Genomic DNA, 21,035 nt, shown 5'->3' with positions numbered 1-21,035 from the left:
AAAAAGGATAAAGAAACCTTAAAAAAAGAACTTACGGATATCCAGTATAATGTAACGCAAAAAAACGCTACCGAAAGAGCTTTTGATAATGAGTACTGGAATGAATTTAGAGAAGGGATCTATGTTGATGTGACTACAGGCGAACCATTGTTATATCTTCAGATAAGTTTGAGTCGGACTGTGGATGGCCAAGTTTTTCAAAACCGATTAGTGAGAAAATAGTGAAGGAACTTTCGGATAATTCATACGGAATGGAACGTACTGAGGTGCGCAGTAAGACAGGCGATGCACATTTAGGACATATTTTTAATGATGGTCCTGCAGATAAAGGAGGTTTAAGATATTGTATCAATAGTGCATCTATCAAATTTATTCCTAAAGATGAAATGGCTATGAAAGGTTATGCTAAGTATATCGCATTGTTAGAGAAAAAAGATCAGAAGTCAATTAAATAACATGTTGTTAGGTAGTTCTTTATTTTATAATCATTTTCGAATTATCAGGATGGAAATTTATACATAAGATCATCCATACATGATAAAGTTATTTATATAAGTGTTATCATTAAATAGGCGATGTGTTAAAATTATTATAGACAATCTCAGAGAGAGTAAAACATTTTAAAGATGGACTTACTCTCTTTTTTATCTATTTATTTTTCCCTCGAACCGCTTAAAATATCTATTCATATACATTTAACAGGGCCGTAATTTATAACATGCATTCACGCGACGTCATTTACTTTATAATGATGGATTGTCTATTCACCTTCAGTAGACTGTTTTTTAGCGAGTTTAATATATTGTTAATCTAAATGTAATAAACAATATACGTTGTTTGTCTTAATTTTGAATCAGAAAGTTAAAGGAAATTATTAAGGGAAAAATTATCCAAAAATCTACTCATTTAAAGCACAACAAACGAGTACTAAAAAATAAAACATGATGACAACGTTAGTAAAAACATTCGCAGCGGTAGCATTAGTAACTTTAGGTAGCATTACTATGGCAGCAGATAAACCAGAAAAAAGTATGGTTAATCTTTCTACAGCTAACTTAGCAATTGGTCAATATATAGAAATCATTACCGAAGGACAATCAATAGGATTAGAGCAGTTGTTTGCAAGCAATTTTAATCAGAAAGTCCAAGGGACACATGCAAAAACAAATAGTCGATCAGAACTTATTAACTTCTTTAAAAAGCAAAAAGGAGAGCGGTTAAACTGTAAGACTACTACACAGATTTTAGAAACCTCCAAAGACTACGCTATTGCCAAAGTGATCATGCAATTCGATAGCTTTACAAAGATTGACATTGTAACTTTAATCAACGATAAGGGGACTTGGAAAATAACGGACTCCGTCACCTCATATAAATAGAAAATTTCACTGAAAAATATAGGTTTTATATCAGGCCATATCGTTAGATATGGCTTTTTCTATTATACATACATTTCTATAATATTACTCTTTTTGTTCTAAGATATTATAACTTTATTAGAACTAAAGAGTCAACATCTTGACAAACTGATGAATTTATTAAAATGTGAATAAGTTATTTTTACTGAAATATTTATTTGAATAAACATGAAAAAAGTAACAATTAAAAATACAGATTTAGAAATTGCTCCGATCAATTTTGGAGGTAATGTTTTTGGATGGACTTTAGATGAAAAAGAATCATTTGATATTTTAGACGCGTTTGTAGATGAAGGTTTTAATTTTGTGGATACTGCAGACACCTATTCTTGGTGGGTGAATGGAGTAGGAGGCCAGTCTGAGACTATCATTGGAAAATGGATGAAACTACGTAATAACAGAGAAAATATTGTCATTGCAACAAAAGTGGGATCTGAAACAAAAGAACATCCTGTTGATATCAGTAAAAAACATATCTTGAAATCCGTTGATGAATCTTTACAGCGTTTAGGTACAGACCATATCGATCTGTATTATACGCATTTGATGATCAAATAACACCAATTGAGGAAACATTATCTGCGTATGACGAAATTATTAAGGCTGGTAAAGTTCGTTATATTGCAGCTTCTAATCTATCCCCTAAGCGATTGATAGAATCTTTTGATGTTGCTGAGAAGAACAATTTTCCGAAATATGTAGCGCTTCAACCACATTATAATTTGATGGAACGCACTACTTTTGAAAAGGATTACGCACCTTTAGTTGAAAAATATGATTTAAGTACTTTTTCATACTGGTCATTAGCCGCCGGATTTCTAACAGGAAAATATAGAAATGAATCAGATCTTAACAAGAGTGCGCGTGGTGAAGGAGTGCGGAAATATTTAAATGCTGAGGGATTAAATGTGCTGTCAGCTCTTGATAAAATAGCATTGAAATATCATACACAACCAGCAACAATAGCCTTAGCGTGGCTACTGGCCAATCCATTAATTACAGCACCAATAGTAAGCGCAACGAGTAATAATCAATTGAAAACGCTATTTGATGCTCCTAAAATCACTTTAGATCAGGAAGATTTAGCATTATTGAATGAGGTCAGTAAATAATTGAGATTTTGGTACTAATGGTAAGAATATTATTTATAATGGTATAAATTACGGATGTTTAAAAAGTAAAGGATCTGTCTAATTATTTTTTAAGTAGCTTTATGATAACACACTGTGCTGCTCAATACATAAATATGAAGACCATACTACTTATACTGCTCATTATAGTCGCTTTATTGATGATTTACTTTGGAATTAGAGGAAATCTATTACCCCCCATATTAACTGGAGTAGGATTTATTATCATAGCAATCTTATTTAAAATCGGTGTAAAAAGATAATTTTACGCCGATTTTTTTATTTTATCGATTGGGAAAAATAGGAGATCTCTATTCACTATTGAAACAAGTTTAAAGAAGATGCTATCCGGCATGCTTCTATCGAATTCGTAACACGAAGTTTTTCAAGAATGTTTTGTCGGTGTCGGTTTACAGTATTAATACTGATGGAGAGATCATCAGCAATTTCTTTACTACGTTTGCCAATTTTGATTAAACGAAGAATCTCGATCTCTCGCTTAGTCAATAAATTGCTGCTTTCCTGTTTTTCTGGTTGAATAATTTGCCCTGTAACACTGTTCACAATAAAGCCCTCGTAAGACTCTGTGTTATCGGACAAATGTGCAAAATTGTACAAACATAGGGCTAACCAAATACTGCCATTAGGTGAATTCTGAACATAATACATGCGATGGGATATCCATATATACTGACCTTCCTGATTGTACATCCTGATCTTACTAATGACATGAAAATTGTGGCGATCAGTAAGAGGTATATGTTTTATAAAATGAAAATATTGCAATTCAAGGATATGCTTCCGTAGTAGATCATCAAGGTGAATAAGCTTGAAAATAGCATCTTCCCATATGGAATCAATTTCTGAATCATGATCTGATAATCCCAGTGTTTTCGCAAGACCACCGTGGTAGATATAGCTTTTGTCATTCTTAAGATCACTCAAAACCGCGATCGAATTTTCGATATGAGCATAAACCTGTGCAATGTACTGACATTGCTGAAGCAGTTTGTAAGGATCTGGCTCTTGCTCAAATATTTGCTTTAAAAGCTTTTCGTTAAGAACTCCTGCAATGTTATTCATATCTTAAAAAATGGTTATTTATCAGTATTGATAATCTTTAAACGCTCGTATACCTTTACTAAAGTAAAAAATTATAAGATTATTTATATACAGAGATGAAGAAATTAATACTACTTATGATGACTGTCCTTTGCCAACAGTGGACAATGGCACAAAATCTAACAAAAATGCAGTGGTTTAATGAACCGGCAAAGTGGGAGGTAAAAGACCAAACGCTGAGTATGTTCGTAACACCCCAGAGTGATTATTGGCGTATATCGCATTATGGATTTACTGTTGACGATGCTCCATTTTATTATGGGACTTATGGTGGTGAGTTTGAGACAAAAGTAAAAATTTCTGCTGACTATAAAGCGAGATTTGATCAGATGGGATTGATGCTTCGTATTGATAAAGAAAATTATATTAAAGCAGGAATCGAGTTTGTTGATGGAAAATACAATTTAAGTACTGTCGTAACACACCGCACCAGTGATTGGAGTATCATCAGTCTAGGAAAAGCCATTCCATACGTATGGATAAAAGCTGTAAGGAGGTTGGATGCTGTAGAGATATTTTACTCTTTTGATGATAAAAATTATACTTTAATGCGTAATGCCTATTTACAAGATAATACACCTGTTATGGTGGGCTTAATGGCGGCATGTCCTGATGGTAATGGTTTTAATGCAACATTTGAGCATTTCGAAGTGAAACATCTTGCTGATCAAAGACGCTTAGAATGGTTAAAAAATCATGCAAACTAAATGATACATGTTCATGCCCCAATAAAAAAATAGAAGTACCCCTGTATTTTTAGTGAAAATTTAATAACTGAATCGGATAATAGCTACAGATTAGCTTTATCCGATTTTTCATTTCCTTTTTTGATGTTAATGCATTGGCATTGTTGCTAATATAAAAATTTGTTTGACAGATAATATGATTAATAAACGATGCTATATGGTGCTTTAGTTCAGGTTTTAAAAATAATTACATTAAATCTACTTAGTTAGTAGACTTTATTAAATTTATTTTTATATTTGCCTTATCGTTACTCAATTGGCGTTGGCAAACGAAACCGAAATTAATATTCATTATTTAACAAAGTTTATGAAAAACAATCTTACTAACCCATCTACAAGAGCAGTCTCCGTGACTGATTATGTTTCCTTTAATTTCCCTTCCTGCTGGATGCGAATGTGCATCTAATTTCAAAAAATCTTCTTTAAAAAATAGGGGAAGCTTTAACGCTCCCCCAAGTTTGGATATAATGAACCACAAGTCTTCAATTGGCGTTGGCACTTGTAAGTATTCACTATTAAACACCGTAAAACTATGAAAAAATTAGGAGTACTTCGGTATTCTATACTTATTTTGTTCTTAATACACAGCCTGAATTCGCTGTATGCTCAAATAGAACCTAAACCGATAATAAATGCCTCCTTAGTTGGTACAGTTATCGATGCTTCCAGTAAAGAACCCATTGAAGGTGTCACTGTGCAATTGGAAGCAGTAACACATAGTGTAAAAACAGATGGAAATGGGCGGTTTCAATTTGTCACAGGTCAAAAACTCCCTTTTACGCTGATTGTATCTTTTGTCGGGTATGAAAAGAAAAAGATTGTTATCAATACATCACCTACTGTAATTGAATTAAGCCCTACTAAGGAAGATCTTGATGAAGTCGTAGTGGTAGGCTATGGTACGCAGAAACGCCGCGATTTGACGGGATCAGTTGCTTCCTTAAATGAGTCTTTATTGAAATAGAATGTATCATCGCTAGATCAGACTTTGAAAGGTGGTATATCAGGGGTGCAGGTTACGCAAACTTCTGGGCAGCCGGGCGGTGGTGTCAGTATACGTATTCGTGGAGGCGCATCTATTCAGGGGGGAAATGAACCCTTATATGTTATTGATGGTTTTCCCATATATAATCAAACAGAGAGTACTGGAGTAGGTAGTGGAACTCCTGTCAATCCCATGTCGAGCATCAATCCAAGTGATGTCGAAAGTATTGAAGTTTTAAAAGATGCTGCTGCAACAGCAATCTACGGTTCTCGTGGTGCTAACGGCGTAATATTGGTGACAACTAAGAAAGGTAAAGCAGGTCGTGTACAACTGAACTATGATGGTACTATAGGACAACAACAGGTGTTAAAAAAAATAGATGTCCTAACAGCTCCAGATTTTGCTATTCTTCGCAATGAGGCCTTATATGATGCATATCCGAATCTGGGAAAATTTCAGTACCTCACACAAGATAAAATCGATCAATTAGGTTCAGGAACAAATTGGCAAAAAGAAGCTTTCCAAAATGGACAGATTACGAATCATCAATTATCTTTATCAGGTGGAGCTGAACAGGTGCAATATTTTATTGGAGCCAATTATTTTGACCAAGATGGAATAATTAAAAATACAGATTTTAAGCGTTTAGGTTTCCGTTCCAATATCAGTGCTAATCCTTTTAAGCGCTTAATGTTGGCGCTAATTTTTCAATTAACAGAACAACATCTCAAATTGCACCATCAGGAATTGTCAATGCATTATTGATAATGCCTCCAACCGCAACCATATATGATGCCGATGGATCTTACACATTAAGAAATCCGTTTGAAAACATTTTTGCAAATCCTATTGCAACATTAAAAGAAACCACCAATACATCAAACGCATTACGCATTTTGGGAACTTCATTTGCTCAATATGATATTATAAAAGGGCTTCAAGCGAAAGTGCTATTAGGTGTAGATTTAAACAATAGGACCGATAAATTTTATTTGCCTTCTTACATCTACGAGGGAGCAGGTAACAATGGAAAAGCAAATTTAGGTAATCTAGATTCATATTCATGGCTGAATGAAAATACGTTAAACTATACCACTTCTTTTCAAGATCATCATTTAAATGCTTTAGTTGGATTTACGCAACAGGAAACGAAGAATGAGACCTTCAACGCGGGAGCTGAAAATTTCGTAACGGATGATCTTTTGTATAACAGTCTGCAAAGTGGATCAACCCTTGTCCGTCCAAATTCCGATGCTTATTCTTGGATACTGCATTCTTATCTGGCTCGTGTAAATTATAATTATGCCAATAAATATTATTTATCAGCCAGTATCAGGCGCGACGGTAGCTCTAGATTTGGAGCTGATAATAAATGGGGAAATTTTCCTTCATTAGCTTTTTCATGGAGAGCTAGCAACGAAAGCTTTTTTAAAGAAACGTTCAGTGCGGTCAATGATTTAAAAATCCGAGCTAGTTTTGGAACTACGGGCAACCAGGAGATCGGTCAGTATCAGTCGCTTTCGACATTATATAACTTAAATTATTTATTTGGCAATAAAATAGTAACCGGTTTTGCTTCGCAACGTATACCAAATAAAAATTTAGGTTGGGAAACGACCTATCAGTATGATGGAGGATTTGATATTGCGCTATTTAACAGTAAACTACAGTTTACCTTAGACTACTACTACAAAAAAACCACCGATTTATTACTTAATGTTGAAATTCCATGGACATCAGGTTATGCATCTTCTTTACAGAATTTTGGTTCAGTTTCCAACAAAGGATTTGAATTTGGCTTGAAAACCAGGAACCTAAATGGAAAATTTGTCTGGAATACAGATGTGAACTTTTCATTCAATCGAAATCAAGTATTAACCATTGGTACAGGAGCACAATCTTATATTTCTGGAAATTATATCATTAAAGTTGGTGAACCTCTCGGAACTTTTTATGGCACACAGATCGATGGAATTTTACAAAAAGGAGAGGAATCAACTAAAGGTTTATTTACTGGAAATGCCATACCAAAAGCTGGGGATCGTCTTTACAAAGATATCGACGGTGACGGTAAATTTACAACAGCAAATGACCGTGGCATCATTGGAAATGCACAACCAGATTTTATTTTTGGACTAACCAATACGCTTTCTTATCGCGGCTTTGATCTTACTTTTTTAATACAAGGAACAGTTGGAAATGAGTTACTTAATATCAATCGTCAAAACTTGGAAATGTTTACGGGACAACAAAATGCATCAACAGATGCTTTAGACAGATGGACTGAAACAAATGCCAGTCAAAGCTATCCTAGAGCGAAATTAGATCCTGCTCCAATTTTTTCAGATCAGTTTGTTGAGAATGGTTCATTTGTCAGATTAAAGTCTTTTCAATTTGGCTATACCATTCCTAAACATGTATTAAATGCTACTCGAATATCCAATTTGAATGTATACCTATCTGGACAAAATTTACTTACCTGGAGTAAGTACAAAGGTTTTGATCCTGAAGTGACATCAGGTAGTAACGTACAGATAGGGACAGATTCTGGAATTTATCCAGCTTCACGCTCCCTCACAGTAGGTCTTTCTTTAACATTTTAATCCAGAGGCACATGAAAATTACAAATATATTATTCGCATCCACATTATTGATTGGAATCGTATCATGCTCAAAATTAGATGAGAAACCGGAAAGTCTACTGGTTTCTGAGCAGTTTTATCTGAATGAAAATCAAGCTGTTTCTGCTGTTAACGGAACATATCGCAAACTATATGAAAGCGGACAGTCCATCTATAATAGTCTTTTTCAAATTGGAGTAGAAATGGCGACTGATGATTATGAAGCCGGACCAAGAGCGCGGAATGCACATGTACGTGCGATCAGTAACTTGACACACGATGCATCGAATGACCGTATGGAACAATTGTGGAAACAAAGTTACGACGCTATAAATGCTTCAAATCAAAATATAGAATACATCGCTTTGATATCACCTGAAAAGATTAATGACGCAATCCGTAAGCGTTTAATTAATGAAGCCAAGTTTTTAAGAGCACTGCATTATTTTAATTTAGTTCGTTGGTTTGGTCCCGTTCCTTTAGTTCTAAAACCTGTAACATCACTTAGCACGGAAGAGCTTTATGTGACCAAGGCTTCTGAAAAAGAAGTCTATAACCAAATTATTGCAGATCTTAAAGATGCAGAAAATCTACCCAATTATAAATCTTACGGTGACAACGATAAAGGAAGAGCTTCATCAGGAGCTGCCAAAAGTATACTGGCAAAGGTATATTTAACACAACAAGATTGGTCAAATGCAAAATTAAAAGCACAGGATGTAATTGATAAAGAGGGATATGATTTGTTTCCCGAATTTACGGATGTATTCAATATCGATAAGAAAAACGGTATTGAACATATTTTCTCTGCACAATTCAAAGGGAACAGTGGATATCAGGGAAATTCGCTTGCAAGTAGATCTGCACCTGCGGATATTCCGGGTATTAATGGTGACTATGCGGATGCTTGGCATGCTGAAGGTGGTTTATATGGTACTTTTTCTAAACAGGATAAACGTTTAAATACCACATTTACTACAGGATGATTTCTCCGGTCGATGGTAAGTATTATGCACTTGCAAAACCTCAATTTAATAAATATTATGATGAGAGTGTAGTAGGCAACCAAAGTCAATCTTCTAAAAATTTACCCATTATTCGTTATGCTGAAGTATTGTTCATATTGGCAGAAGCTGAAAATGAGCTCAATGGATCAACTTCACTAGCACAGACTTTTCTAAATAAAGTTAGAGTGCGTGCAGCAACAGGTGATATCGAAAAAAATTTAAGTAAAGATGATTTTAGAGAAGCAGTATTTGAAGAGAGAAGGAAGGAGTTAACTTTTGAATATCAAAGGTGGTTTGACTTAGCGCGCAGAGGGGCAACCTATTATGTTGCAAAACTAAAGGCCGCAGGTAAAACAAATGCGGCTCCAAGACATATTCATTTTCCCACGCCTCAACGCGAACTGAATTTAAATCCAAATCTTAAACAGCATCCAGATTGGGTTAATAATTAAAATCAATTCACATTCATTAAAAATTTCACATAATGAAAAGAAACTATTATTTATTGACGCTCTTAATGACTTTAAGCAGCCTCGCTGGATGGTCCCAGGACAAACGTCCAAATGTGATCTTGATCTTGGTCGATGATCTCGGTTTTTCAGATATTGAACCATATGGTGCATCTGATATCCATACGCCAAATCTAACAGAATTGGCATCTCAAGGAACTCGTTTTCAAGAATTTTATAACAACTCGATCTGTGCTCCAACAAGAGCATCTTTATTGACAGGGCAATATGCCCATAAGGCAGGACTAGGTTATTTCAATGTAAACCTTGGACTTCCTGCATATCAAGGTTTCTTGAATAAAGAATCGCCAACGTTGGCAGAAGTCTTAAAAAAGGCAGGTTATTCCACTATTATATCAGGCAAATGGCATGTTGGGGACGATTACGATCAGTGGCCGGCACAACGAGGATTTGAACGGTCGTTCAATTTTGTAGGAGGTGCGTCTAATTTTTATGAAATCAGCGATTCTACTCAAGCGACAGTGCCTTTGTACAAGAATAATAAACCCTTCTATTTACCTAAAGATCGATATCTGACCGATGAAATTACCGATCAGGCAATTGGATTTTTGAAAGAGCAACATCAAGATAAAAAGCCATTCTTTCTATACCTAGCCTTTAATGCACCACACTGGCCTCTACAGGCACCAGAAGAAGAAACGCAAAAGTATCAGGAGACTTATACTATTGGTTGGGATAGTTTACGCACAAAACGATATGAAAACGCTATTAAACAAGGCGTATTCCCTGCGAAGCAGAAAATAAGTGCTAAAGATACATTAACGCAAGAATGGAATAAATTAACCTATGATGAGCAACAATACTGGAAAAGAAGACAACAAGTATTTGCAGGTATGATTGATCGTGTGGATCAAAGTATCGGTAAGATTCGTCAGACCCTAAAAGAGTTAAAAGTTGATGACAATACAATCATTATATTTTTGTCTGACAATGGTGCACAAGGTGGTGATCGAGTCCGTATTTATACAAGCAGAAACACGGGTACTGTTGGTTCTGCAGGATCTTATGATGTGCAAAATAGCAATTGGTCACAAACGGGAAATTCACCATTAAGAAGTTACAAGGATAACCCATACGAGGGCGGTATTGGCGCTCCTTTTATTGTTTGGTACCCTAAGGAAGTAAAAGCCAACACCATTAAAAGAGGAACTGGACATCTAATTGATATTGCTCCAACATTATATGATTATGCCCAAACAAAGTACCCAAATACGAATTATGGGACCGCTACCAATACACTTCCCGGAGTCAGCCTTAGAAAACTGTTAAATACTGATCTGGCACAGGTAGAGCGTAATCAAGCTTTATTTTGGGAACGTGCCGGCAATCGAGCTGTCCGTTTCGGAAAATGGAAACTGGTGTCTACCTATCGTAACGGGAATAATGTAGAGTTATATGACATCGATACAGATAGAGGAGAGAATCATAATGTCGCGTCTCAGAATCCTCAAGTTGTAAAACAGCTTGAAGAACTGTATCGAAAATGGGCAAAAGAAAACGACGTTGTCAATTATGACCGAATCAAAGGACAATCCTCATTTCGCTAACATTTAAAATCAAACATTACCATGAAAAAAATATTTTCCATATTATATTTAACTGCAAGCCTAACGACACTTGGTGTAGCACAGCAAAAAAAGCCTAACATCGTGCTAATCTTAGCCGATGATTTGGGTTATTCAGATCTTGGTGCATACGGAGGTGAGATTGAAACCCCCAACTTAGATCGGCTTGCATCAGAAGGATTGCGGTTACGCGAGTTCTATAATAATTCCATTTGTGCACCCACTCGTGCGTCTTTATTGACAGGGCAGTATCAGCATAAAGCTGGAGTAGGCTATTTTTCTAATGACCTCGGATTACCTGCTTATCAAGGATATATTAATCAAGAATCACTAACCCTTGCTGAAGTATTGAAGGAAAACGGTTATAACACCATCACATCCGGCAAATGGCATGTATCTGGCAAAGGGACGAGTCTTCCTTGGTAGCGTGGTTTTGATCTCGTATTTCCAAAGGATGAAAAGAGTTCTGATTCAGGTGCGCCCGGTTTTAAAGGTGAAACAGATGCACAAGGATATCCACTTCCTGAAAACTATGCTACCAATGTAATCAATCAACATGCTTTATCATTTTTGGATCAAGTAAAAGATGATAAAAAACCCTTCTTCCTCTATTTAGCTCATACAGCTCCACACTGGCCTTTAATAGCGCTACCTCAGGATATTGCAAAATATAAGGGGAAATACGATAAAGGCTGGGAAGCAATTCGTCAAGAAAGATTTAAACGTCAGAAGGAGTTAGGTTTAATTACACCTGATACCAAATTATCAATACGTGATGAAGATATTTACGATTGGGACCGACTATCTTTTGATCAACGTCAATTGTGGGCAAAGAAAATGGAAATATATGCCGCTATGGTCGACCGCTTAGATCAGAGTATTGGTCACCTTATCCAGAAATTGAAAGACAATAATCAACTGGATAATACACTCATTGTTTTTTTATCCGACAATGGAGCTCCGGCTGAAGATTTAGTGAAGTGGCATCATGGCGCAAGAATAAACTCAGGGCCTGTAGGCACTACAGGTTCGTATGAATCACAGAGTAAAAACTGGTCATATGCTTCCAACACACCTTATAAAGCATTTAAAGATTACACATATGAAGGTGGTATTAATACACCATTTATAGCTTGGTTTCCTAATCGAATACAGGCAAATACCATTAAAAATGGGACGGGACATATTATTGATTTAGCACCAACATTCTACGCTTTAGCAGGAGCGACATATCCAAAAATATACAAGGGTTTAAAAACCAATGATTTAAAAGGTAAAAATCTGTTGCCTGTTATTTTTGATGATAAGAATAAAATTGACAGACCTGAAGGACTTTTCTGGGAACGTGCCGGTAATCGCGCGGCTCAAATAGGCAAATGGAAGTTGATCTCAACTTGGCCCTCTTATAAATGGGAATTGTATAATTTAGAAAACGACCCTACTGAAATAAAAGATGTTGCTAGCCAAAATCATGATGTGGTATCCCAATTATCTCAAGCATATTTCAAATGGGCTAAAAATAACGGTGTTGTTGATTTCGCCGAACTTGAGGATCGTGAACCGGTATCTATGAAAGAATTTAGAAAAAGTAAGACACAAGAAATAGCAGCACCCGCTTTCCGTTTCTAGTGAATTATCTTTTCTAAAAAATGAACTCGTAACAATTTAAGAAAATTCGACATTTATATCGTGTTTAACAAATGAAAAAACAGATTACATTAATCCTAATTTTATTGGTCATCACAGTGTTTGATGGCAAAGGACAAAACCAATCATCTCCGATAGAGAAGGAAAAGAGAGAACAAAAAGATTTTCGCGTAAAAGCGGCGTTATTTCATGAAAAAATAAGCGAACAGGATAAGCCTCAGATTTTAGATGCTCGCAGTGCTGAAGAATATGAACAGGCACATTTACCACAAGCTCGTCAGATCGATCCTGCCGTTAAAGGTTATGAACAGCAATTGGGTAGATTAATCAAAAGTCAACCAGTCTTTATCTATTCTATCCAAACCGGGCGATCTACAAAAATCGCTAATTTACTCGCAGAACGTGGATTTACAAAGATCTATGTTTTGGCACCTGGTATTTCAGCTTGGATCGGAGCAGGATATCCAGTAGAGGTAGCAACTGTAAATAAAAATAGAATTTTATTGGCTGATTTTAAAACAGCATTGAAATCTCAGGAATATGTTCTCGTTGACTTCGGATCAAACTATTGCCCGCCTTGTAAAAAAGTAATACCAGTATTAGATTCAATCAACAGCAAGGCGGAAAATAATATCAAAACAATTTTAGTAGAAATAGATGCAAATCCTGAAATAATTAAAGATTTTAAAATAACTTCCATACCAACATTAATTCTTTATAAGAATGGTGAACCTATATGGAAAAAAACAGGTATTCCCTCCGTTGCAGAAATTGTAGCTGCAAGTGTCAAGTAGTGGTCTTGACCTGCTATAAGCATTATGATTTTAATAGCTAATCTGTATAGTACAGGTTAGCTATTTTTGTATACTAGTTCTGTCTTGTTTTCCAAAATCAGGTTTTAGTGACTTAAATTCCCATGTATTCATAGTATATGTAAATTTCCCTTTCTCCATCTGCCTTACACCTTTTGCAATTCGCTTCTCTCAGATAGTGATGAAATATAATTTCAGAATGATAGCATTACCCTTGTTCAAGTCATCCATTTAACTGCATAAATCTTATTTTGTAATGTAGATCATTTTTGTATATTTACGATAAGTAACCAATTATTTAATTACCAGAAACAACCTATATTCTTAACAATTTGATAACCTCCTAAAAGGATTAAGCTGTTTGTTTTTTAAATAAATTTGCCCGTGGTTTTCAAACCACAAAACCACAGATGTAGAAGATAAAACATATCAATTAACATGAATAAAACGGTAACAGAAATTGAAGAAATCGTAGCAATGTCGAGGGGAGACGTAAAGGCTTTCAATGCATTGTATGCGCGGTATCATAAACCTGTACATGCAAATATTCTAAAATTAATCGATAATCGTGAATTAGCGACCGAAGTGTTGCAAGATGTTTTTTATCGCTTTGGCAGAATCGATTTAAGATACAGGTAGATCGTCCTGTTGGAGGCTGGTTATTTGTTGTTAGTTATAATAAATCGCTTAATGTTCTACGCAGTAAGTTGAAAGAATCAGTTGCGTATATTGCCAATTATCCCGAAGAAATTTATGCCGAGGAAGATAGCAGTATTCAGGAAGAAATTTTCAATAAGCAAATGGAAATCTTGGAAGAAGCCGTTGCCGTATTACCAAAAAGAAAACGGGAAGTATTTAAATTGTGTCGTTATGAGGGGCGCACAAAAGAAGATGTAGCTGATCTTTTAGGACTTAGCCCACAATCGGTAGCAGATTATCTCAAACAATCGAACAAAGCCATTAGAGAATATGTCGCTAAGCAATACCCTGCCTATGCAGAAAGATCATTAGTCATCGTCTTTCTTCTCGCGAATCTTTAATTTTTTTTATCCACTCCTTATTGCCTTATCTCCGGAACATTCTGATCAGAATCATAGTAAACCGCTTCATAACTTTACAAAAGGCTTTTTTACAAAAAAAATAATCCTTTGTACCTCCGTAAAATTCGAATTATTATTTCTTTTTAAGTACGTTGGGTGATTCATCTCTCCCAAAGATTATTTGTCTTTTTTTGATAAGTATAAAAGGATGAGTATTGCGTTTACATTAAGGCTCAAATATAATCTTTCTCATATGTGATCATGTCTTTAGTATTAAGCGATGTATCCACATGTTTAATTGATGTTTTATTAATAATTTCTTAACAACAAAAGCATCCCCTTTTGAAATTTCTTGTGTATTTACTATTGATGAAGCAACAGATTCTTAATTTAATTACTCGTTTTTGGGAAGGAAAACTTTCTAAAAAGGATCAGCATAAACTATTGTCCGACTTAGAAGATTCCAAACACCCTCTAATGGAGGAACTTCGGAATGATTTTGCAACAGAACATGAAAACGAAAAATTGGCAACAGAAGAAGAGTATCAACAGATGTTATTTGGTATTCATGAAAAAATGGGAGTGATCAAAGCATTACCTAATCGACGTCGTTTAAAAATAGGCTGGTCTATTGCCGCCTCCATTTTATTGGCTATGGGAATATTTGGGTATCACTTTGTCCAAACAAATTTGCCTATTCCCATTACAACAGTAGAAATACCAGAACCACTCATATATGAACTTGCCAACAGCAGTACAGATACGCTTACCTATAAAATGAAAGATGGATCTCGGATTATTTTATCCCCTAACAGTAATATTTATTATACAAAAGAATATGGAAACATCGATAGAAACCTGACACTAATTGGAGAAGCGAGATTTAATGTCGCCCATGATGCGCAACGACCATTTATTGTATCCGCCAACGGTTATACAACAACGGCACTTGGTACTGAATTTACAGTCGATAGTTATACTAAAAGTAAATTATCGGTTAGGTTAATATCTGGAAAAATAGTTGTGAAATCAACGAATCGCAGTCCATTTGAAATGAAAGATCAGGTGCTCAAGCCTGGACAACAGTTATTGATTGATGATCATTTTAAAACAGCTTTATTAGTTGATCGACAAGAAAAAGCGAACAATCTAAAATTAACGGACAACGTGAAATCAGACGAACATAAACAAGAGGGTGGCCTGCAGTTTGATCAGACGCCACTTCCACAGGTGTTTTCAAAGATTGAAAAACTAAAGGGTGTAATCATTAATCTAGAAGAGGTATCTCTTGAAGGACTATCCTTTACTGGGAAATTTGAAGAACATTATCCTCTGGATGTTATGTTATCCATTATTTGTCAGATGAATGAACTTACCTATACCCATAGCAATAACAGTATAATCATTAAAAATAAAAAGCAATAAAAGAAGTAAATAATACCGTTTAAATTTTAGTTCATGCGGTACAAACCACCTACAAATTAAAAGACTAAATGAAATGAAAAGAAACCCGATGAAGTTAAGAGCATTATTGACAATTCTATCGATCTCCGTTGCTCTGCAATCTTATGCCCAGTCCAATGGGCAAATAAGAGGTACCATTATGGATAATAATGGTGTTGTCAAAACAGGAGCGACGGTTGTACTTTTAGATACGAAAGGACAAGTTGTCACGAGTATATCGACAGATCAAAAAGGTGTATTTGTATTTAAAGAATTAAATGAAGATGCGAAGTATAAGATCAAGGTTTCCATGATTGGGTACGAATCTTACCTGGAAGATCTTAAAGGTATAAAGAGTGGTGATAGTAACTCAATTTTGATTACATTGAAAGAGCAACTTTCAGCTCTTGATGAGGTGGTTGTCATTGGTTACGGTCAGCAAAAAAGGGGAGATTTAACAACTGCTGTAAGCTCTTTACCTAATGTCGCAGAAAATGTTGCTCGTCCATTAACTAACGTGGCAGATCTGATGCAAGGAAACGTTGCAGGAGTAACGGTGATGTCTGCAGGTGGCGATCCTTCGGCAATGCCTAAAGTGATGATTAGAGGAATGGGGACACTAAACGCCGAATCGCCACTTTATGTAGTCGATGGAGCACCCTATTATGGCGGACCTATCAATCCAAATGATATTGAAAGCATGGATATCTTGAAAGATGCAGCTTCTGCAGCTATCTATGGAGCTCAGGCATCATCTGGAGTTATCGTGATCACAACTAAAAGCGGTAAAGCTGGAGCGCCCAAACTAAGTGTCGATCTGTATCGAGGTTGGCAAAATGCGAGTAATCTACCGACTGCTTTGAACGCGACACAATACGCCCAAGCCTATAATGATGCAGCGAAAAGAGATGGAGTGAATCCTGCCGATGGTCATAATGCGACATTAAATCCTTGGGGACAGGAAACCCGTACCAATTGGATGAATGAAATCTTCAGAACGGGGAATATTTTAAATGCAAATGCGCAGGTGTCTGGTGGATCAGAACGATCCAGGTATAATTCTTCATTTGGTTATCACGATAAGGAAGGTTTATTGCTGAATACAGGTTACAAACGTTTTGCTTATCGTTTGAAATCCGAATTTGATTTTTTTGATCGATTGACATTAGGACAAAATTTTTATGTCAACCATACTACCGCTCGAGGTACAAATACATCTAGCAGTTATAGCGGATCGATCATCAATGCAATTTATATGAATCCTGCAGCACCTGTATATGATGAGAAAGGATTATTTCACGGTACTGTTCCCTTTAATTTATCGCAATTTTCATCTGCATATGGTGATACTTATAATCCAGTAGCTTTACTTCTACGTCCAACAGTTAACAATCCGACACTTAACCTCAATGGTAATGTTTTTGCCAAAGTGGATTTATGGCATGGTCTAACCTTCAAATCTAATTTTGTTTTGGATATAAATCGGTATTCTTTAAAAAGATTTGATCCCAAAATACCAGAAATTGGAAGATCAAATGGCAACAATTATTTGACGCAAGAAGAAGCTCGTACAGATCGTTGGATTTGGGATCAGCAATTGAATTATACGAAACGTTTTGGTGATCACCAGATTGACGCTGTAGCAGTATACTCTGCCCAGAGAACAAGTATGAACAATACTACATTCAGGGAATGGGATTTGAACGGGAAGACGATTGGTATCAATATATCGAGAATGCACAATCTATACCAGGAATTCCAACAAGTGATGTCTGGGAAGATGCACTAACATCTGCTATTGCTCGTGTTAATTACAATTATGCAGGACGGTATTATTTAGGAGCAAGTATCCGGCAGGATCGCAGTTCACGCTTACCAATAAATAATCGATCGGATGTATTTACATCAATTTCGGGAGCCTGGAAAATTTCTTCAGAATCATTTTTTAAAAGTGACTTTATTAATGATTTAAAACTACGCGCTTCCTGGGGCCAGATTGGAAATATTCAATCAGTAGATAAGTACGCATATAACTTACCTTTGAATAGCGGTACTGTCACACCTTTAGGGTCGGAAGGACTTTTGGTACGCCATTTTGCAATGATCAAACAAGGTAATCCTAATCTCATCTGGGAAACTTCCGAATCATGGGATATCGGCCTAGATATGACTTTATTTCGTCAGTTAAGTTTTACAGCAGATTATTATCGTAAAAAGACCATCGGAATGATCTATGAAATTCAACCAGATCCACATTCAGGTATGCAGAGAGGCCCTACAAGTAATACAGGTGATATTATGAACAAAGGATTTGAATTCAGTACAAAATATAATCATCAATTTGGAGATTGGAAACTTGGTTTAAATGCTAATATCGCTTTCAATAGGAATGAGGTATTAAATATTGATGGGTTAGGAAGTGACTTTATTGAACACGGAGATAATGTTCGAGGCATACTGTCTCCATATCGGTCTACGCCAGGACAAGCCTTATATTCATACTATTTGATTCCTAATACCGGAATATTTAATTCCGAAGCAGAAGTACAGGCGCATAGTCTAAATGGCAAGCTTATTCAACCCTTTGCACGTCCTGGTGATTTAAAATTCGAAGATACAAATGGTGACGGTAAAATCAGTTTTGATGATCGTGTATATATGGGTAGTGCGGTTCCTAAGTTCACCTATGGTTTTGCCCTTAATTTAGATTATAAAAACTTTGATCTAAATGTATTAACCTATGGTATTTCAGGAGCAAAAATTTTTAACGGATATAAATTCACAGCCTATAACGCGGGCTTACAGGGTTATAATCTGGATAATCGTGTCCTAAATGCCTGGACGCCGGATAATCTAAATAGTAATATTCCAGCACTTTCTTCTAAAGATCCAAATGCTAATTACGGAACGATATCAGATTGGTACCTTGAAAGTGGCGATTATTTTCGTATAAAAAACATTACTGTTGGCTATAACTTACCTAAGTTTTTGAATAAACTGCAATCTAGGATTTATTTTTCTGCGGAAAACCCGTTCACCTTTACCTCTTATTCTGGTATAGATCCAGAGGTCGGCAGTATTGGATTAGATGTAGCGAATTATCCTTTAGCCAAGACATACACGATAGGATTAAATGTTAATTTTTAAGAATGAAAATCATGAAAACACCATCCATAAAAAAATACAAATACATTACAATAGCATTAGTAGGATTGAGTATAGGTATACAGGGCTGTAGCAAGAGTTTTACTGATCTGACTCCAAAAGGATCAATTACTAATGAAAACTTCTGGAAGACAGAAGCAGATGCCATCTTTGCCAGTAATGGTCTTTATGAACATTTCAATGACGATAATATGTTCGGAAGAGGTTTGTTTTGGTTTATCAACGCATCGGACGATATGGTAACAGGACGTACAGATGCAGGATCAGCAGCAGTGCGTAATTTTACTGCTACAGGTGCTGAAAGCCGTATTAATAGTATGTACAAGAAATTTTATCAGATCATACAACGTGCAAATACCATTATCACTAAAGTGCCAGCTATGAGTATTAGCGATAACGTAAAAAAGCATGTGTTAGGACAACGTATTTCATGCGAGGTTATGCCTATTTTTATTTGTCACAATATTATGGAGATCAACGTGCCGGTGTTCCCATCGTTACAGATGCAAATATGAATGAAATTAAATTTGTACGACCGACACATGTAAAAGAGAATTTAGCACAGATTGAAGGGGATCTTTTAAAGGCAGCAGAACTATTGCCACTTGTCAACACATATGGAGCAGGTGATTTAGGAAGAGCGCATAAAGACGCTGCTTATGCCTATTTAGCCAAAACAAATTTGCAATGGGCACGATATGACGAGAGTAAATGGACGCAAGTTGTTAAGTACTGCGATATGGTGACCAACTCAGGATCAGGTCGTAAATTAATTAATACAGGAAAACCAGAAACAGATTTTGCAAGCGTCTTTTACATCGAAAACAATTTTTCATCTGAATATATCTTTTCTGTAGTTTCTAATAAAATTCAGGGTTCCATATTGCCGGCTGTATTATTTGAAAATACAGGTTATGGACTTTATAATGGTTGGGGATATTTTCACCCCACTTTAGAATTGTATAACGCTTTCGAATCAGGTGACAATCGTAAAAAGGCAACCATACTTGAATTTAACGATACATTTACGTTATTCGGATTGGATCGGAAATATTATTCGTCTAATTCTCAAACTGGTTTTCAGTTCAAAGTATATGCAACCTTTCCGTTTTCCAAAGGATCAACATTTAAATCCAAGTGGAGATTATCCGACTTCTGATCTAAATATTCCTTTAATCCGTTATGCAGATATTCTTTTGATGAAAGCCGAAGCGCAGATTAAACAAGGGAAATCTGGAGATGTGGAGATTAATTTGGTACGTAACCGCGCAGGGCTCCCTGCAATAAGTGGCGCAACAATGGTTAATTTAAAAAGAGAGCGTCGTTCAGAGTTTGCTGCAGAATATACCGATAGGCATAGTGACTTGGTTCGTTGGGGTGATGCCCAAGCGGCCTACGCACGACCAGCAACCGGAAGGCAACATATTGCTAAAACTGATCCAACTTCTAGCTACACCATAGTACAAGTTTGGCCTGCCCGAACTTTTAATCCTGCTATTCATCATGTATGGCCAATTCCGCCATCAGATTTGAGTAATTCTGGGATCAGTCAAAATGAGGGATGGTAAAATTATCCTACAAATAACTTAAATCACAAAGACGGCAGGCTAGAAAGATGCGAAAGAGCGATCAGGTCTGTCGTTTTTTGTCCAATAGAAAGAATGAAAATGAAATTTGCTAAGTTATTATTAATACTGCCATTAGTTGGGATAATGGTCAGACTTGATGCGCAGGAAACACCTACAGCTGTTAATCGTTTTGATAAACTCATGTATAGTACGCATCAACAGCACCATGCACTTCG

At 36.0% G+C, this 21,035-nt stretch carries 17 protein-coding genes and 4 pseudogenes; 20 read left to right on the top strand and 1 reads right to left on the bottom strand.

Going from position 1 to position 21,035, the window contains the following annotated elements; genetic code table 11:
- Positions 1 to 39 precede the first annotated feature (39 nt).
- The 3 genes and pseudogenes from msrB (at position 40) to L950_RS16890 (ending at position 2,530) form a co-directional block, all read left to right on the top strand.
- Positions 40 to 455 (top strand): annotated as a pseudogene (gene msrB, locus L950_RS16900) (peptide-methionine (R)-S-oxide reductase MsrB).
- 486 nt (positions 456 to 941) lie between these two features.
- Positions 942 to 1,379 (top strand): nuclear transport factor 2 family protein, encoded by a 438-nt coding sequence (locus L950_RS16895; RefSeq protein WP_021189404.1) that lies wholly within the window; start codon positions 942 to 944, stop codon positions 1,377 to 1,379.
- Positions 1,380 to 1,586: 207 nt separating this feature from the next.
- Positions 1,587 to 2,530 (top strand): annotated as a pseudogene (locus L950_RS16890) (aldo/keto reductase).
- Between the two features lie 336 nt (positions 2,531 to 2,866).
- On the opposite strand, the gene L950_RS16885 reads toward L950_RS16890, so the two are convergent.
- Positions 2,867 to 3,631, bottom strand: a complete 765-nt coding sequence (locus L950_RS16885; RefSeq protein WP_021189403.1) for a response regulator transcription factor — start codon at positions 3,629 to 3,631, stop codon at positions 2,867 to 2,869.
- 95 nt (positions 3,632 to 3,726) lie between these two features.
- On the opposite strand from L950_RS16885, the gene L950_RS16880 reads away from it, so the two are divergent.
- The 17 genes and pseudogenes from L950_RS16880 (at position 3,727) to L950_RS30410 (ending at position 20,799) form a co-directional block, all read left to right on the top strand.
- Positions 3,727 to 4,377, top strand: a complete 651-nt coding sequence (locus L950_RS16880) for a DUF1349 domain-containing protein (RefSeq protein ID WP_031287921.1) — start codon at positions 3,727 to 3,729, stop codon at positions 4,375 to 4,377.
- Positions 4,378 to 4,948: 571 nt separating this feature from the next.
- Positions 4,949 to 5,380 carry a carboxypeptidase-like regulatory domain-containing protein gene (locus L950_RS30450; RefSeq protein ID WP_021189400.1) on the top strand — a complete coding sequence of 144 codons (432 nt, stop codon included), beginning with the start codon at positions 4,949 to 4,951 and terminating at the stop codon, positions 5,378 to 5,380.
- 15 nt (positions 5,381 to 5,395) lie between these two features.
- A pseudogene (locus L950_RS30445) lies at positions 5,396 to 6,166 on the top strand (TonB-dependent receptor plug domain-containing protein); the annotation flags it as partial.
- The gene (locus L950_RS30440; protein ID WP_197086498.1) at positions 6,112 to 8,004 is read left to right on the top strand and encodes a SusC/RagA family TonB-linked outer membrane protein; all 1,893 of its coding nucleotides are present in this window, start codon (positions 6,112 to 6,114) and stop codon (positions 8,002 to 8,004) included. The pseudogene L950_RS30445 and the gene L950_RS30440, both read left to right, overlap by 55 nt.
- 11 nt (positions 8,005 to 8,015) lie before the next feature.
- A complete protein-coding gene (locus L950_RS16865; RefSeq protein ID WP_052764446.1) occupies positions 8,016 to 9,008 on the top strand; it encodes a RagB/SusD family nutrient uptake outer membrane protein in 993 nt (330 codons plus the stop codon).
- Positions 9,005 to 9,481: a RagB/SusD family nutrient uptake outer membrane protein gene (locus L950_RS30435; protein ID WP_037525934.1), complete on the top strand. Its 477-nt coding sequence runs from the start codon at positions 9,005 to 9,007 to the stop codon at positions 9,479 to 9,481. The genes L950_RS16865 and L950_RS30435 overlap by 4 nt, the downstream gene beginning before the upstream one ends.
- A gap of 32 nt (positions 9,482 to 9,513) precedes the next feature.
- Positions 9,514 to 11,106, top strand: a complete 1,593-nt coding sequence (locus tag L950_RS16855) for an arylsulfatase (RefSeq protein ID WP_031287920.1) — start codon at positions 9,514 to 9,516, stop codon at positions 11,104 to 11,106.
- A gap of 21 nt (positions 11,107 to 11,127) precedes the next feature.
- Positions 11,128 to 12,753 (top strand): annotated as a pseudogene (locus L950_RS16850) (arylsulfatase).
- A gap of 71 nt (positions 12,754 to 12,824) precedes the next feature.
- A complete protein-coding gene (locus tag L950_RS16845; protein ID WP_021189396.1) occupies positions 12,825 to 13,565 on the top strand; it encodes a thioredoxin domain-containing protein in 741 nt (246 codons plus the stop codon).
- Between the two features lie 456 nt (positions 13,566 to 14,021).
- Entirely contained in the window at positions 14,022 to 14,222 is a 201-nt protein-coding gene (locus tag L950_RS16840) for an RNA polymerase sigma factor (protein ID WP_021189394.1), read from the top strand.
- Complete coding sequence (locus L950_RS16835) at positions 14,156 to 14,623, top strand: sigma-70 family RNA polymerase sigma factor (protein ID WP_084825474.1); 468 nt, start codon at positions 14,156 to 14,158, stop codon at positions 14,621 to 14,623. The genes L950_RS16840 and L950_RS16835 overlap by 67 nt, the downstream gene beginning before the upstream one ends.
- A gap of 342 nt (positions 14,624 to 14,965) precedes the next feature.
- Positions 14,966 to 16,048, top strand: a complete 1,083-nt coding sequence (locus L950_RS16830; RefSeq protein WP_156169735.1) for a FecR family protein — start codon at positions 14,966 to 14,968, stop codon at positions 16,046 to 16,048.
- An 88-nt stretch (positions 16,049 to 16,136) separates the two neighbouring features.
- Entirely contained in the window at positions 16,137 to 17,855 is a 1,719-nt protein-coding gene (locus L950_RS30430) for a SusC/RagA family TonB-linked outer membrane protein (RefSeq protein ID WP_231577358.1), read from the top strand.
- Positions 17,759 to 19,213 (top strand): SusC/RagA family TonB-linked outer membrane protein, encoded by a 1,455-nt coding sequence (locus L950_RS30425; protein WP_197086494.1) that lies wholly within the window; start codon positions 17,759 to 17,761, stop codon positions 19,211 to 19,213. The genes L950_RS30430 and L950_RS30425 overlap by 97 nt, the downstream gene beginning before the upstream one ends.
- 11 nt (positions 19,214 to 19,224) lie before the next feature.
- Positions 19,225 to 19,746 (top strand): hypothetical protein, encoded by a 522-nt coding sequence (locus L950_RS30420; protein ID WP_197086493.1) that lies wholly within the window; start codon positions 19,225 to 19,227, stop codon positions 19,744 to 19,746.
- Positions 19,686 to 20,390, top strand: a complete 705-nt coding sequence (locus L950_RS30415) for a RagB/SusD family nutrient uptake outer membrane protein (RefSeq protein WP_197086492.1) — start codon at positions 19,686 to 19,688, stop codon at positions 20,388 to 20,390. The genes L950_RS30420 and L950_RS30415 overlap by 61 nt, the downstream gene beginning before the upstream one ends.
- Entirely contained in the window at positions 20,326 to 20,799 is a 474-nt protein-coding gene (locus L950_RS30410; RefSeq protein WP_197086491.1) for a RagB/SusD family nutrient uptake outer membrane protein, read from the top strand. The genes L950_RS30415 and L950_RS30410 overlap by 65 nt, the downstream gene beginning before the upstream one ends.
- Positions 20,800 to 21,035: the final 236 nt, after the last annotated feature.

Source organism: Sphingobacterium sp. IITKGP-BTPF85, from assembly GCF_001006065.1.
In the GTDB taxonomy this organism is placed as follows: Bacteria; Bacteroidota; Bacteroidia; order Sphingobacteriales; family Sphingobacteriaceae; genus Sphingobacterium; species Sphingobacterium anhuiense.
The sequence above is the reverse complement of the archived record's forward strand: the minus strand, read 5'-3'. Positions and strand labels throughout refer to the sequence as shown.